We start from the raw sequence: 15,864 nt of genomic DNA, 5'->3' as shown, positions 1-15,864 counted from the left end.
GATAGCGCGATATATCTTTACACCATCAAACAAACAAGGAGCACATCTCCTACGAATATGAAACATAATATTGCGGTTCTTTTCGCAAAAAACGGTTCCCAAGTACTACCTGCAATCACCTTCAGTTCCTGACAAAAATTTAAGGCAAATCAAGTACACACTAGCTAACAACTAGGTACAAGCGCATATATGTAATGTTACCAAACATTGTGTTATGCATCGGACAAGTTATTGCCGAAAAGACAAGAACGCAGATTCGCATGAATTTGATGATTGCCATGATTTATTAAAACAATTCAAAAGATCTTGACAAATCTTGACAATCATGAAAATCATCCTACCCGACGAAAGTCATTCAGGCGGGCGTTCCATTCCCTATCAAACAATTATCAAACAATAAAAAACAAAACATAATTATGAACATCCCAACCCTTTTTGCCAGCTATTGGTGGTTAGCACTGATACTGATCTTTATCCTGTTCTACAAGTTCATTTTACGAATGTTCTTCGGTATGGTCATCGTACCGGAAAACCGAATAGGATTGGTGACAAAAAAATTCGTATTAATGGGTGCCAACCGCGGCCTGCCAGACGGTCGTATCATCGCCACAAAAGGAGAAGCCGGTTTCCAGGCACAAACCTTAGCTCCCGGTCTTTACTGGGGTATGTGGCCATGGCAGTACGGTGTGGAAATGCAACCCTTTATGATAATCCCGGAAGGCAAGATCGGCCTTGTATTGGCAAACGACGGTGCGCAATTGCCAACAGGTAACATCCTTGGCCGCACGGTGAATAGCGACCACTTCCAGGATGCTGAGAAATTCCTTAGCAATGGCGGTCAGAAAGGTAGACAGACTGCATTGCTTACTGCAGGTACGTATCGTATCAACAGCTATGCGTTTACAGTGACTATTGCCGACATGACGATCATCCATGAGAACAAAGTGGGTATTGTTACCACGCTGGACGGTGTGCCAATCAAGGCCGGACAAATCGCCGGTGAACAAATTGAAGGACACAACAACTTCCAGGACGTTGATGCCTTTCTTGTAAACGGTGGTAATCGTGGTCTGCAACCGCAGGTAATGCTGGCCGGTAGCTACTTTATCAACCAGTGGGCGATCCAGATCGAGGAGATCCCGATGACCAATGTACCGATCGGTCAGGTGGGTGTGGTGATCTCATACATCGGTGAAGATGGTAAGGACATGACGGGCGACACTTTTAAACATGGTAACATCGTAAGCAAAGGTTTCCGTGGTGTATGGATGGAGCCGTTGGGCCCCGGTAAATATCCTGTCAATACCTATACAATGAAGGTAGAGCTTGTACCTACTACCAACCTTGTACTGAACTGGGCAAATGCGAGAAGTGAAGCACATGACCTCGATAAAAATTTAAGTACGATCACTGTTCGTTCAAGAGATGGTTTCCCTTTCAATCTTGACGTGGCACAGATCATTCACGTTCCCGCGAATGAAGCGCCTAAAGTGATCGCACGATTCGGCAGCATGACCAACCTGGTGTCGCAGGTGCTTGAGCCAACGATCGGTAACTATTTCCGTAACAGTGCGCAGGACAGCGATGTAATCAGCTTCCTGAGTACACGTAAGGAAAGACAGAAATCTGCAAGGGAACACATCAAGGAAGTGCTGGATGAGTACAACGTAAACGCCGTGGATACCTTGATCGGTGACATCGTTCCTCCGGAAGCATTGATGAAAACCCTGACGGATAGAAAGATTGCGGAAGAGGAACAAAAAACCTACCAGACGCAAAAGATGGCGCAGGAACAAAGACAAGGTATGGAAAAAGAAACGGCTATTGCAGACATGCAGAAAGAGATCGTAAAAGCGCAACAAAGCGTAGAGATCGCTCAACGCACCGCAGATGCAGCCGTGAAGAAAGCTGAGGGTGATGCGACCAGTTTGAAACTGCAGGTAAATGCAGAATCCGAAGCTACTAAAATGCGTGCAAATGCAGAAGCGGAAGCTACAAAAGCAAGAGCAGGTGCACAAGCCGAAGCGACAAAGATAAACGCAAGCGCCGATGCCGAAAAGATCAGCAAAACAGGTTTGGCTGAAGCTGAAAAAATCATGGCGATTGGTAAGTCTACCGCAGAAGCTTATGAGTTGCAGGTTAAAGCCATGGGTGGCGACAACTTTACCAAATACAAGATCACCGAGGAAATTGGTAAAGGCAACATCAAGATCATCCCTGACCTGATCGTAAGCGGTGGCAATGGCAGCGATGGAAGTTTGAGTGGATTGATGGGGTTGCAGTTGCTGCAGATGATCAAGGAAAATAAACAGACCGAGGGCAACAATTAATAATTAATAATTAAAAATTAATAGGGTTGCAGCGAGACTATAATCCCTACCCTAATCTAGAACCTTACGGCAGCTTTTTCCAAGGCAGCCCCCTATGAATGCAAGTGTTTTATCGGGAGATAAACATAAGCCCCCTAAATCCCCCTTATCCGAGCCGGCAGTGATGCCGGCTTTTTTACTTAGCAAAACAATGTCGTTTACTTAGGCCGACATTGTTTTTCTTCAACGAAGTCCTCCCACTACCTAAGCGACGCTGAATTATTATGCTGCTGCTCATCTATATTCAAATGCTTAAGTGTGCGACGCAACGATGTTCATTTGAATTACCGATGTTCACCCAATAAACAACGATAACCACATCTTTAGTTGTTAAATTAAAAAACGAATACAGCCCTATTAATTCTTAATTATTAATTATTAATTGATTCTCACCCTCCCGGCGGAATGAAGTTTGAAGTAAAAACTATAACAAAACTTATCGTGTATGAAAAACGAAAATAAATTCTCTGCAAAGGATGAAAAGCAACCTACGTTACCGAATGAAGATTTTGAAGGTGAAGATAAAGCTCCGGGAGAGGAACAAGGTAAGGCTGAACTGGTAACCGACAGAGATCTGAAAGGAAAGAAAAACGACGGTGATCCTGAGCTAGAGAGCGATCAACCGGTGAAGCAGCAATAACTGAATAACTCAATAACTGAATAACGTAGTGGCCGAATATTGAAGTATATGATCGAATGCAACTACTCAATTATTCAGTTAATCAGTTATTCAACTAAAAAAGGACAGTCCTAAGAGCTGTCCTTTTTATCACCAATAACCAACAAATTGCGATGAGGTTAATTTTCCATTGCTGAAAAATAGAAGCCCTCTTCGCTTAAAACAAAACCAGTAGAAACATAAAAAAATAATGAACGGTGCATAATATCTTTTGCAGCCTGTAAATATGAAACACCCAATTCCGGTGTTCGTTGAGCATATTTCACGCTTTGAATTTTTAGTAATCCGATCTGGCTATTATACCTTACCTGAATTTCCTTCATTTGAAAATCGGCAGCCAGTTCCGCTTGTGAGTTTGTTAGAATAGCGTCCATAGTAGATATTGGTTTTTAATAGAATATTAATATTAGAACGTATGTTTTTTCAAAAAATTGTTTAAATAAAAAACCACGGTAAAACACGTTTTCAGCGTCGTACCATGGTTAATAGATGTGAGATGCAAGCTCCGAGTTGTATACGTATAGGTTTACACTTACATATAAATTGATTTTAATAAATAGTTTGCTATTCTCCGGTTAGGCATTGTCCCTTTCCAGCTATCGGAAAGAGTCGCCGTGTTGAAATCTTTTCGCGGCATAAATAACATGGCGGATGCCCCGGCTGCGGTCTTTTACCGTTAAATGGCCGTTTTCATCTGTTTTATTTCTCCTTTTTATAAAATAATAGGTGGCAGCTCCTGCGGCAATGGCGCCAAAAGCAATGGCGGGAATTATTTTTCTGTTTTTCATAAATTTTCTTTAGTTATTAGTAATCAATTCATATGCCGCGCCAAATATGGTTTACGCTCTGTTTCCCCCCGGTTATTTTTACATTAAAAATCAATGCTTTTTGACAATAGCCGCCGCAGGCAATTTTTTATTTTCAGGGTTATACATTAAAATTGCACGACACTAAAACCGTTTTTGGTATATAATAATATAGTATGGCAAAGAATTTACTGATTGTGGAGAGCCCGGCAAAAGCGAAAACCATTGAAAAAATCCTGGGGAAAGATTTCGAGGTGAAGAGCTCTTTTGGTCATATTCGTGACCTGGAGAAGGACGACATGGGGATTGACATCAACAATAATTTTCAACCTAGATATATAGTTCCCGAAGATAAGGAGAGAGTGGTTCGCGACTTGAAGAGCCTTGCGAAGAAAGCCGATGAGGTTTGGCTCGCATCGGATGAGGACCGCGAAGGTGAAAGCATTAGCTGGCACTTAGCGGAAGTTCTTGGTCTTGACCCCAAAACCACCAAACGTATTGTCTTCAACGAGATTACTGCACCTGCCATTAGAAAAGCAGTGCAAAATCCACGCACAATAGATATGAACCTCGTAGATGCGCAGCAGGCTCGCCGCGTACTCGACAGGATCGTGGGTTTTGAATTGAGCCCCGTACTATGGAGAAAGATTGGCATGCAGCGCAGTCTGAGTGCGGGTCGTGTACAAAGTGTGGCAGTACGATTGATCGTGGAAAGGGAAAGAGAGATCAACCAGTTTAACGCAGTAAGCAGCTATAAAATCGACGCTTACTTTGTAGCAAACGATATAACAGGCAAGAAAGTAACATTCAAAGCAGAAGGCCCGTCAAAAATTGATAGTGCCCAGGATGCGCAAAAGTTTCTCGAAAGCTGCAAGGGCGCAAATTATACAGTAACTGACATTAGCGTAAGGCCAACCAAACGCTCCCCTGCCGCGCCTTTCACCACTTCAACACTACAACAGGAAGCAAGCCGCAAACTGGGTTATGGTGTAAGCCGTACCATGTTGCTCGCACAGCGTTTATACGAAAGCGGTAAGATAACGTATATGCGTACTGACAGTGTGAACCTTAGCGATACAGCAATGGGCGAAATCAGAAACGAGGTGACCAGCAGCTACGGCGCTAAATACCACCAGCCACGTAAATACAAGAATAAAAACGAGAGTGCTCAGGAAGCGCACGAAGCGATTCGTCCCACTTACATGGAAAACCATACAGTGGATGATCCCGATGCAAAGCGCTTGTATGAACTGATCTGGAAACGTACCATCGCTTCACAGATGAGTGACGCTGAGTTTGAAAAGACAACCGCTAAAATTGATATTTCTACCAATAAAGAAACACTTACCGCAACCGGCGAAGTGATGAAGTTTGACGGCTTTCTGAAAGTCTACCTTGAAGGAAAAGATGAGGAAGACGGCGATGATGACAACGACAGCATCTTGCCTCCATTGCAGGTAAAACAAGCACTTGAATTTAAAGAGATGCTGGCTGCAGAAAGATATACCCGCCCTGCTCCACGTTATACGGAAGCTTCGCTTATCAAAAAACTGGAGGAATTGGGTATTGGTCGTCCGAGTACATATGCACCGACCATTTCTACCGTCCAAAAAAGAAATTACGTCGAGAAACGTGATAAAGACGGCGTTTTAAGACAACTGAATATTCTTCATCTCGATAAGAAGAACGAAATCTCTAAAGAAATTAAAACCGAAACCACCGGGGCTGAAAAAGGTAAACTGTTCCCTACCGATTTGGGTATGCTGGTAACAGACTTTTTAAAGCAGCATTTTAAAACGGTAATGGACTACGGTTTTACCGCCGAGATAGAAAACGACTTCGATAAAATTGCCGAAGGCAAAATGAAGTGGAATAAAATGATAGATGAATTTTATTCGCCATTTCATAACAGCATTGAAGTAACGCTTGAAACAGCAGAAAGAGCAAAAGGAGAACGTGAATTGGGTGTTGAATCTGCAAGCGGCAAACAAGTAATTGCCCGCATGGGACGATACGGCCCGATGGTGCAAATTGGCAGCGCTGACGATGAAGAGAAACCACGTTTTGCACGCCTGAAATCCAATCAAAGCATAGAGACTATTTCCTTTGACGAGGCGATGGACCTCTTTAAACTGCCGCTTACCTTGGGTGAGTTTGAAGGCAAAGAAGTATCGGTAAATGTTGGTCGTTTTGGTCCTTATGTAAAATGGGGTGAAGACTTTATTTCCATTCCAAAAGGCGAAGATCCGCTGACTGTTGACATGGAAAGAGCATTGGCAATTATCAACGTTAAGCAGGTTGCTGATGCGCCTATCGCCTCTTACGAAGGCAAACCTGTTACAAAAGGCAAAGGCCGTTTTGGTCCGTTCATTAAGTGGAACGATATTTTCATAAACGTACCAAGAGCCTACAATTTCGATACGCTTACACAGGCACAATGCGAGGAACTGATCCAAAAGAAAATGGAAAAAGAGGCCAACCGTTATATACAACAATGGCCGGAAGAAAAGATATCCATTGAAAATGGCCGATGGGGAGCATTCATACGCTTTCAAAAGAAAATGTTGAAGCTTGGCAGGAAAGCCGATGGTACAAAATATAGTGAGGAAGAAGCTGCGGGCATTTCGCTGGAAGATGTTAAGAAAATGATTGTAGAGCAGGTGCCAAATGCTTTTGCAAAGAAAGCAGCAGCGAAGAAAACTGCCGCGAAAAAGACAGCCACAAAGACTGCAACTAAAAAAGCAGCACCAAAGAAGGCCGCACCGAAGAAGAAATAGATCAATTTGACAATTTGAGAATTTGAAGATTTGAAAATGGTTGGGCGCTAGTTTCTAAACCCGCTGGAATAACTTCAATCGGGCCAGAACTAACAACCAACAACTATCAACTAATTAAACATGGAACGCATTACCCAGGTAAAAGAGATCATTCAATCATCAATTGATACAAAACAACAAATACTGCAGGACCAGGCGATGCTTGAAAGAATGCTGGAAGTTGTTGATACAATCGTAAACGCATTTCAAAACGGCAAACGCATTTATTTCTGCGGAAATGGTGGTAGCGCGGCAGACGCGCAACACCTCGCTGCCGAGTTCAGCGGACGTTTTTACAAAAACAGGCAAGCGCTGCCTGCGGAAGCACTCCATTGCAACACCTCATACTTAACAGCTGTTGCCAATGACTACAGCTATAACGATATTTATTCCCGCCTGGTTGATGGCATCATGGTAAAAGGTGATGTATTGATCGGTCTTTCTACATCAGGCAATTCAGCCAATATTGTAAGTGCATTTGAGGTCGCAAGAGAGAAAGGCGTTATCACAGTTGGCTTCACCGGCATTACCGGCGGCATCATGCATGCACTAAGCGATTATCTGTTCAATGTACCGTCTTCCATAACACCACGCATACAGGAAAGCCATATTACAATAGGGCATATCATTTGCGAGTTGGTGGAGGAGAAATATTTCTCAATTTGAAAATTTGACGATTTGAAAATTTGAAAATTCGTTCCGTGCATTTTTCGCTCTTGATTGTTGGCCTTTACAAAAGGCCTGATGTTATTAAAGAGAAATGATGCACCTGAGGCATTTTCAAATTTTCAAATCCTCAAATTCTCAAATTGGCTTTCTCATTTTCAAATTTTCAAATTCCGATGCTCAATCTCTCCGACATAAATAACGACTGGACGCTATTTCTCGACCGCGACGGTGTTATCAACCATGAAAAAGTGGAGGATTACATTTATCATTACGGTGAGTTTACTTTTTATAAAGGAGCTTTAGAAGCTATCAAAATACTTTCCCAAAAATTTCCACGGATCATTTTAGTGACCAATCAAAAAGGTGTTGGCAAGGGCTTGATGACAGAAGAAAGCTTACAGGATATTCATAAAAATATGCTGGAAGAAATAACTAAAGCTGGCGGCCGCATCGACACCATTTATTATTGTATTGCTTTAGACAGTAATCACTCCCACCGCAAACCTAATCCTGGCATGGCTTTCCAGGCGCAGCAGGATTTCCCTGAAATTGATTTCTCCAAATCATTAATGGTGGGTAACAACATCAGCGATATGGAATTTGGAAGAAACGCGGGAATGCATACAGTGTTTGTAAAAACGACAAGCCCTGATCAACTACTTCCCCACCCTGCTGTTGATTTAGCGTTTGAGGATCTGTTGGATTTTGCGAAGGCGCTATAAATAATTTCCCCATTACCTAATGGCCATCTTAAAAAGCTTGCCTTTTTAGATGAACCTTGATAAGTATGAGACAACGGCATCGAAGTCGTTAATGGTATTTGAGTTCTATAGCATTGGTCCCAAAGGAAAAATAAAGAAGAAAATAGAATTCAACCGCTTTTCAGAGACGTCAAATGTTTACAATATTTGTTTCGGAGATGTTGACGCGAATGGCGAAATCGATGACCTAGCTATTACAGATAACAACGATCGTCAAAAAGTGCTGGCAACGGTGGCTGCAGTGGCAGTCAAATTTCTTGAAAAATATCCCGATAAATATGTGTATGCTTCGGGAAGCACAAAAGCAAGATCAAGACTGTATAAAATTGGAATTTCCAAAAATCTGGACGAAATTCTAAATACTTTCGATTTGTATGGATATGATAATAAATGGGAACCTTTTGTGAAAGGCAAACATTATCTGGAATTTTTAATACAGTTAAAAATAAAGACCTTACCTTTAAAAAACGATGAAGAAAAAAGAAAAACACGTACCAATTAGTGTACTGTCAAAACGATTAGGAACAGTAAAAATTGATGACAGCATTAAACCGATGCCTGAGTCTGATTCTATCAAAAAGAAAATGGAACGCGGTGCAAAAACACTAGCATCCTGCCCTTTACCTAGGTAATCTTTACGTTCAACTTGACCAATACTACGGCCTTTGCAAAAAAACATTTTGCAAAGGCTTTTTCATTTTGGGTCATTCGACTCCGTTCAAGCAATGCTCTTTTGCGAACCTAAAGAGGAGCATCTTTGTTGAATACGAGGACATTTTCATTGAATGATTTAACGCCAGCTCTAAACGTTATGCAAAAACTATTTCTATTTCTCACGCTTATAAGCGCCTGTTTATTCGCAAAGGCACAAAAAGAACCTGTTGAAAGAGTGTGGTACAACCAGGAAAAGACGTCAAAAATTCAGGTTTACAAGGCGACTGACGGTTTGTTTTATGGAAAAATCGTTTGGCTGGCCGAACCCAAGGATGCATTGGGCAATCCAAAAACTGATGTAAAAAATCCTGTCGAAAGCAAGAAAAAAGCCCCTTTGCAAAATCTGCTGATACTTAAATCATTTAAAAAAAGTTCTGATAACGCCAATCAGTATGAAGGCGGAACTGTATATGACCCCATGTCGGGAAAAACATACTGCGGAAAAATCAACCTTGCGGGTAAGGAATTGAAACTAAAGGGCTATATCTGCAGTTTTTCCATGCTTGGCCGCACGAGTACGTGGACGTTGGCCGAATAGGCCTTAAAATAAATGCAATCCGAATTTGGGGCAAGTCTCCGGGGCGAATGCGATTCGCCCCTACTATTTTAACTTTCTCTTTAACAGTAAATAAAATTTACTACGGTTAATTTCGTTTAACATTTATTCGCTTAATATTTGCAGTTTTGCAATCCCAAACAACCGGGCTTAGATAACTATGTATAAATTAATCATTTCGATAACATTCATTTTGATCGCTGGCATTTCTTTTGGTCAGCATATTTCCAAAGCTGACGTTAAAGCACTTCAGCTTAAACAGGACACGCTAAAGAAATATGCAGAAGATATGATCAATGCGCAGGAGCCTTCTGATCGTTTTGTCGCCGACAGCCTTTTTGTAAGGGGCCTCGTTCGTGCGCTGAAAACACACAATTCGTTCTATTACCCTTTCGATTCGCTACAGACCGTTTCCAAACTCTGTCCTCCGGATAGCACGTTCAGAATATTTACCTGGCAAATGAAAAAGGATGAATATTTCTATTTGCAAAAAGGCGCCATTCAATACCGTACGGCTAATGGAGAACTAAAACTTGTACCGCTTTTTGACCAGTCAATGTTCACCTCTAAGCCAGAAGATTCTGTTCGTTCAAACAGGAACTGGATCGGCGCAGTATATTATCGCATTATTGAGAAGACTTACAACAATAAAAAATATTACACTTTAATCGGGTTTGACAGCTACACGGTGAGCAGTAACCGAAAATGGATTGATGTACTTACTTTCGATGAGAAAACAGGCGACCCTATTTTTGGTGGCGGCTATTTTTCTTTCAAAAATGATACTACTAAGAAAGCTCCACAGAACCGTTTTTATATCGAGTATAAAAAAGAAGCCGGAACGACTTTCAATTACAACCCAGAACTGGACATGATCGTTTACGACCACCTCACTTCCGAAACAGAGGAACCCGAAAGAAAAGAAACATATGTTCCTGATGGCGATTTTGAAGGCTTCAAATGGGAAAAAGGCCAGTGGGTGCACGTTGACAAAGTGTTCAACTTTAAACTGAAAGAGGGTGAAGAGCCCGTGGAGCAAACAATTCGCGATGCCAACGGCAACATCAACGAGCAAAGGCTCCTGGAACAATCACAGAAAAACGAAAAGAAAAAAAAGCAATAGTTTTTTGCCACTGAGAAACAGAGGACACTGAATTTATTTTACGAACTTGTTACGGCAGCTCATATCCTCTGTGCCTCAGTGGCCACTTTATCTAGTGCACAAGCGCACTATCTTCAAAATTTCTCCCAGCCCCTTTAACAAAATACAGGTTTCATTGTTATTCATGCTTATGTAAACCATAACAATGAAAAAATGCGTCTTTTTTTCAATCCTGTTCCTTTTTACTGCAATCAATGTACATGCACAACAAGTACGCGTAACGCACGGCAACGTCGGATGGCGGGAACTTGGCACAACGGTCGTAAAATTTACTGTTGACAAAGACGTGATAGTGCTTGCCGGAAACGACTGGTTCCGGCAATTGAAATTCCACGTAATTGATGCTGCCGTAGAAATGCTGAACATGACCGTTGTTTATGAAAACGGCGTACCGCAAAATATTCCGTTGCGTTTTGTAATTCCCAAGGGCGGTGAAAGCCGGTTAATTGATTTAAATGGCGGCGAAAGAAGACTCAGGCGGGTAGAATTCACTTACAAAAGCGGAGTACCGGGATTCCATGGTCATGCAAAAGTTATCTTATTCGGATTAAAATAAAACCTCACAAAACATCTAATCATTTGAACTAAATCGCACTATTATGAAAAAAACAATCATTGTACTGGCGGCTTGTTTTATAACAGCAACAACTTTTGCACAAGATGCTGTGTCAAAAGAAGACATCGATGTAATACAATCAGTTTTTGGAAAAGAAAAGAAGGAACTGGTTCAGCAATACATGACCTTACCTGCGGATCAAAGTGCCAAATTCTGGACCATTTATGACGAGTACGAAGTAAAACGTAAGGAACTAAACAGGCAAAGGATAAACATTATACAGGACTATGCCAACGCTTACGACAAACTTGATAATGCAAAGGCCGATGATCTGGCAAAACGCGCATTGGAAAATGAGATTTCTCTGGACAAACTACATCTACAATACTACAAGAAAGTATCAACAGCTGTGGGCGGCGTAAACGCTGCTAAATTCTTCCAACTGGAAGGGTATCTGCAAACTATCATCAAGGCACACGTCATGGATCAAATTCCGTTCATAGGTGAACTGGATAAAACCAAGAAACCAACAAGCCAAATGTAGAATTTCACGCAGAAACCATGTTTGTTTCACGCAGCGAACGCAGCGGAGCAGCGATGCAACGGGTTCGCGAAGGTTGGTGTATCATTTTAGTTTTTAAACAGATCAATGTTCTCCTGGCAAGACACTACAAGACCAACAATCTCTCGCCGCGCCGTTGCTCCGTTGCGTTCGCGGCGTGAAATCAAGGCGTGTGTGCGTGAAATATTCGCTAACTTTATTTCTGAAACAACTCTGACCACAAACACCACGACATGAAAAGTCTACCAATTTTATATACTTCTACGCTGATGGCTCTTGCTTTTAGTTATATTTCATGCAACAGCACTGTCGGCAATACTTCCGGAAGATCTGTTTCAGAACTTACAAAAGCAAAAGTTGATGGCGCCGTTTCATGTACCGTAAATGGTTTGACAGTGGCTGACAGTTCTATTTATGCCAACAACGGCGGTAATGAATTCAAACCAACCGTCTTAAATACAGTAAACTTTGATGCGGCACCGGATGGGATGGTTAAAATTCCCGGCGGCGAATTCAGCATGGGAGGTGTGAACCCGAAAGGCATGCAGGATGGCGGGCATGAATCGATGAATGACGCGAGACCCATTCACAGAGTATACGTGAATCCTTTTTATATGGATGAAACAGAGGTTACAAACGGTGAATATGCAAAATTTGTTGCAGCGACGGGTTATGTAACGGTGGCAGAAAAAAAACCAACAAAAGAAGAATTTCCCGATGCACCGGAAGAGAATTTGGTAGCAGGCTCAGTAGTATTTACGCCCCCGGCCCACGAGGTTAAGCTGAATGACCATTATCAGTGGTGGAACTATGTACAAGGCGCGGACTGGAGACATCCCACCGGGCCCGATAGCGATATTAAAGGCAAGGACAATTATCCTGTGGTGCAAATCGCTTATGAGGATGCGGTTGCTTATGCAAACTGGGCCGGAAAGCGTTTGCCGACTGAAGCCGAGTGGGAATTTGCCGCACGCGGTGGAAAAGCGGGAGAAATGTATGCCTGGGGCAATCAATTAAAACCGAAAGACAAATGGATGGCGAATACGTTCCAGGGCCATTTTCCTGACAAGGATGCCGGAAGCGACGGTTTTGTAGGCATTGCCCCTATTAAGCAATTCGCGGCCAATGAATATGGTCTTTATGACGTTGCAGGCAATGTATGGGAATGGTGCAATGACTGGTACAGATCAGATTATTACCAGGATCTTTCCAAACAAGCCGTTACAAGAAATCCACAGGGGCCAACTACTTCGTTTGATCCTGCCGAACCTGGTACTAAAAAGAAAGTGCAAAGAGGCGGTTCATACCTCTGCACAGATCAATATTGCACCCGCTATATGGTGGGAACGCGCGGCAAAGGTGAATTCCGATCTGCCAGCAACCACGTTGGTTTCCGCTGTGTGAAAGATGTTTCGAAGAAGACCATGCTGGCGAAACAGTAGGGGCGAATCGCATTCGCCCTCCCTGCTGCATGATCATGCAGCAGCACAAAAACAACAACTTGCGTCTGTTTCTTTCGAACCTCACGAACGTGCAACAGGGCGAATGCGATTCGCCCCTATTGCGAACGGGCCGACAATTCGTTGTGACGCCACCCATTAATTATTATTTATTAATTATTAATTCGCCCCCGGCACAATTTTTTCAATACAATCTCAAAATATACTTGTATGAAGAAAGTACTTTCTGCGAGCCTGGCATGCTTTGCGGCAATCACCATGATGTCATGTGGTACAGGCAAAAAACTGAAAGCTGCAAATGCTGAAGTTGCTCGACTGGATAGCTTAAACAACTCACTCAATCAGCAAATATCGGGTCTCAAGGACAATGTAAACGACCTTAATGCCCAAAAAGATGCATTGAATGCTAACCTTAATACTGCCAGACAGGGCATGGCAAATCAGCAAAAGCAAATGCAAGCATTGCAAGGCACCCTGCAATCACAAAGAAAAGCTATGGAGGACCTACGCACAAAAATCGCTGATGCTTTGAACAAATTTAAATCAGATGAAGTGCAGGTAACTTACAAGGACGGGTTGGTGTATGTGTCTTTGCAAGACAAGCTATTATTTAAATCCGGCAGTGCTGTACTTGATGACCGTGGCAAAGAAGCACTTGGCACCGTAGCTTCTGTGCTCAACCAGGATACCAGCATTAAAATAATGGTATTAGGTCATACAGACTCAGTTGCTTTTAAGAAATCTTATAAAGACAACTGGCAACTAAGCACAGAAAGAGCAAACACCATTGTGCGTATTCTTCGGGACAGCTACAGTGTGGACCCTGCCCGCTTAACTGCCGCAGGTAGGAGCAAATACGCCCCTGTTGCCGACAACGCCACTCCCGAGGGCCGTGCAAGCAATCGCCGTACAGAGATCATATTAACGCCAGATCTTTCCGAGGTTTGGAATCTGGTGAATGCGTCGACACAGCAGTAAATGCTTAACGCTTAATGCCCAACGCCAAATGCTTAACGCTTAAGGTGTAACTTTCTGAAGTTATTCCTTAAGCGTTCTTTTTTGGAAAGACTCTACCCTCCTTGCACGGGGTTTTACACCTGAACTGCGTTAAGCATTAGGCCTTGAACGTTTTGCTCCTCCGGCACAACATTTTCTGTAATAATCTTTCGAATAACAAACAAATAACATTGATTAATGACTTTTGCGGGAGGCCTTGACCGGACAGGCAGTAGTAAAACGTTTTTCCGGGATTCGCCGAAAATATTAGAAAATGATCTTGGGTATAATTTCCGTTCATCCTAATGTTCAACCGTTAAAGGAGTAAAACTTTTTATATTTGGCCTCATCCGGAAAAACCGGAAAGTTTTTTTACCGGATGACGTCAAAGGGTTAAAGAAAAAATTAAAAGAAAAAAGGAAAAATTAGAAAAGGCGTTGCGGGCTTTTGCCTGTTTTGGAAAATGTAAATATGCAGAAAATCGCAGCATAGAATGATCTTGAAATTTTTTCTTTTAAGTACCTCCTTTTCACTTTTTACTTTTTATTTTTTCCTTTTTACCCGGCACCGATATTTTTCAACGAAATATTTTATAAATCCCAGTCAATGTATTTGCTACCAAAAAAATTACATTTCTTCTGTTTCATCACTTTTTCCACTTTCATGGTTGTTGCCTGCAAGGATAAAAAGCAGGAAGCTGCCACCAAAGACAGGCAAAAATCAGCCGGCCCTGCCGTGGTTGATATTATTGTTGCTGCGCCACAAAGCATTAGCAATATTGTAGAGGCAAACGGAACCGTTGTTGCTAATGAATATGTTGAACTGAGACCGGAAGTTACAGGCCGGCTAATCTACCTCAATGTACCCGAAGGAAAATTTGTGAACAAAGGAACGGTGATCGCCCGCATCAACGATGCAGACCTGCAGGCACAGATCGCAAAAAGCAAGGTACAACTGGACCTCGCCGAAAAAACTGTTGATCGCTACAAACAATTACTGGCGGTTAATGGCCTCAACCAAAGCGATTATGACGTGGCCCTGAATCAAATGAATGGTTACAAAGCCGACATCGCATACTATCAGGCACTGATCGACAAAACAGTTATTAAAGCGCCATTCAGCGGTATTGTTGGCTTGCGCCAGGTGAGCCCGGGTGCTTACGTTTCTTCTACAAATATCATCGCAACTATTCAGCAACTGGATAAAATTAAAATTGATTTCACCCTTCCCGAAAATTATAATACCATCATTAAGATGGGAGGCACAGTTCGTGTAAAGGTTGATGAAAACGAACAAAGCGATTTAAAAGCAACCATCATTGCAATCGAACCGCAGGTAACAGCCGCAACAAGAAATCTTAAAGTGAGAACTGTATTGCAAAACGGCAAGCCAAATCCAGGTGCATTCGTGAAGGTATACATCAATGCAGGCACCGATAAAAAAGCAATCATGGTACCTACGAACTGCATTATACCAGACGACAAAAACAAACAACTGGTGTTGGTGAAAAACGGGCATGCGAGCTTCGTAAACATTGAAACCGGCGACAGAGAGGCCAGCAATGTAGAAATAACAAAAGGAGTAAATCCGGGCGATTCTGTGGTGGTAACGGGTGTGCTGTTTGCCAGACCAAAATCTCCTGTGCATGTGCGCAGTGTGAAAACGCTTGATCAATTGGTAGCCACTCAGTAACCAGGAATCAGGAATTAGAACTTAGGAATTAGATAGTGTACAATTCACGTCAATGTCCAACTTTCA

At 42.4% G+C, this 15,864-nt stretch carries 15 protein-coding genes; 13 read left to right on the top strand and 2 right to left on the bottom strand.

The window, feature by feature from the left end:
* The first annotated feature begins 416 nt into the window (after nt 1–416).
* Together KTO63_RS23890 and KTO63_RS23885 are read left to right on the top strand one after the other, a co-directional pair.
* Complete coding sequence (locus KTO63_RS23890) at nt 417–2,330, top strand: SPFH domain-containing protein (protein ID WP_217794498.1); 1,914 nt, start codon at nt 417–419, stop codon at nt 2,328–2,330.
* Nucleotides 2,331–2,814: 484 nt separating this feature from the next.
* Nucleotides 2,815–3,009: a hypothetical protein gene (locus KTO63_RS23885; protein WP_217794497.1), complete on the top strand. Its 195-nt coding sequence runs from the start codon at nt 2,815–2,817 to the stop codon at nt 3,007–3,009.
* Between the two features lie 158 nt (nt 3,010–3,167).
* Here the strand turns inward: KTO63_RS23885 and KTO63_RS23880 are convergent, their stop codons facing one another.
* Nucleotides 3,168–3,422 (bottom strand): hypothetical protein, encoded by a 255-nt coding sequence (locus KTO63_RS23880; protein WP_217794496.1) that lies wholly within the window; start codon nt 3,420–3,422, stop codon nt 3,168–3,170.
* Between the two features lie 222 nt (nt 3,423–3,644).
* Nucleotides 3,645–3,836, bottom strand: coding sequence for a hypothetical protein (locus KTO63_RS23875; RefSeq protein ID WP_217794495.1), 192 nt, complete (start codon nt 3,834–3,836; stop codon nt 3,645–3,647).
* Between the two features lie 194 nt (nt 3,837–4,030).
* Here KTO63_RS23875 and topA point away from each other — a divergent pair, with 194 nt between their 5' ends.
* The 11 genes from topA (at nt 4,031) to KTO63_RS23820 (ending at nt 15,798) form a co-directional block, all read left to right on the top strand.
* On the top strand, nt 4,031–6,631 hold the full coding sequence (gene topA, locus KTO63_RS23870; RefSeq protein ID WP_217794494.1) for a type I DNA topoisomerase: 2,601 nt from the start codon (nt 4,031–4,033) through the stop codon (nt 6,629–6,631).
* 120 nt (nt 6,632–6,751) lie between these two features.
* The gene (locus KTO63_RS23865; protein WP_217794493.1) at nt 6,752–7,336 is read left to right on the top strand and encodes a D-sedoheptulose-7-phosphate isomerase; all 585 of its coding nucleotides are present in this window, start codon (nt 6,752–6,754) and stop codon (nt 7,334–7,336) included.
* A gap of 176 nt (nt 7,337–7,512) precedes the next feature.
* Nucleotides 7,513–8,061: a D-glycero-alpha-D-manno-heptose-1,7-bisphosphate 7-phosphatase gene (locus KTO63_RS23860; protein ID WP_217794492.1), complete on the top strand. Its 549-nt coding sequence runs from the start codon at nt 7,513–7,515 to the stop codon at nt 8,059–8,061.
* A gap of 49 nt (nt 8,062–8,110) precedes the next feature.
* Nucleotides 8,111–8,602 carry a DUF6934 family protein gene (locus tag KTO63_RS23855; RefSeq protein ID WP_217794491.1) on the top strand — a complete coding sequence of 164 codons (492 nt, stop codon included), beginning with the start codon at nt 8,111–8,113 and terminating at the stop codon, nt 8,600–8,602.
* A gap of 309 nt (nt 8,603–8,911) precedes the next feature.
* Nucleotides 8,912–9,352 carry a DUF2147 domain-containing protein gene (locus KTO63_RS23850; protein ID WP_217794490.1) on the top strand — a complete coding sequence of 147 codons (441 nt, stop codon included), beginning with the start codon at nt 8,912–8,914 and terminating at the stop codon, nt 9,350–9,352.
* A 178-nt stretch (nt 9,353–9,530) separates the two neighbouring features.
* Nucleotides 9,531–10,493 (top strand): hypothetical protein, encoded by a 963-nt coding sequence (locus tag KTO63_RS23845; protein ID WP_217794489.1) that lies wholly within the window; start codon nt 9,531–9,533, stop codon nt 10,491–10,493.
* 184 nt (nt 10,494–10,677) lie between these two features.
* Complete coding sequence (locus KTO63_RS23840) at nt 10,678–11,088, top strand: hypothetical protein (protein ID WP_217794488.1); 411 nt, start codon at nt 10,678–10,680, stop codon at nt 11,086–11,088.
* A gap of 43 nt (nt 11,089–11,131) precedes the next feature.
* Complete coding sequence (locus KTO63_RS23835) at nt 11,132–11,632, top strand: hypothetical protein (protein WP_217794487.1); 501 nt, start codon at nt 11,132–11,134, stop codon at nt 11,630–11,632.
* A gap of 251 nt (nt 11,633–11,883) precedes the next feature.
* Nucleotides 11,884–13,092: a formylglycine-generating enzyme family protein gene (locus KTO63_RS23830; protein ID WP_232373317.1), complete on the top strand. Its 1,209-nt coding sequence runs from the start codon at nt 11,884–11,886 to the stop codon at nt 13,090–13,092.
* A 228-nt stretch (nt 13,093–13,320) separates the two neighbouring features.
* A complete protein-coding gene (locus KTO63_RS23825) occupies nt 13,321–14,088 on the top strand; it encodes an OmpA/MotB family protein (protein WP_217794486.1) in 768 nt (255 codons plus the stop codon).
* 624 nt (nt 14,089–14,712) lie between these two features.
* Complete coding sequence (locus KTO63_RS23820) at nt 14,713–15,798, top strand: efflux RND transporter periplasmic adaptor subunit (protein ID WP_232373316.1); 1,086 nt, start codon at nt 14,713–14,715, stop codon at nt 15,796–15,798.
* The last annotated feature ends 66 nt before the right edge of the window (nt 15,799–15,864 follow it).

This window comes from Pinibacter aurantiacus (assembly GCF_019130065.1).
In the GTDB taxonomy this organism is placed as follows: Bacteria; Bacteroidota; Bacteroidia; order Chitinophagales; family Chitinophagaceae; genus Pinibacter; species Pinibacter aurantiacus.
The sequence above is the reverse complement of the archived record's forward strand: the minus strand, read 5'-3'. Positions and strand labels throughout refer to the sequence as shown.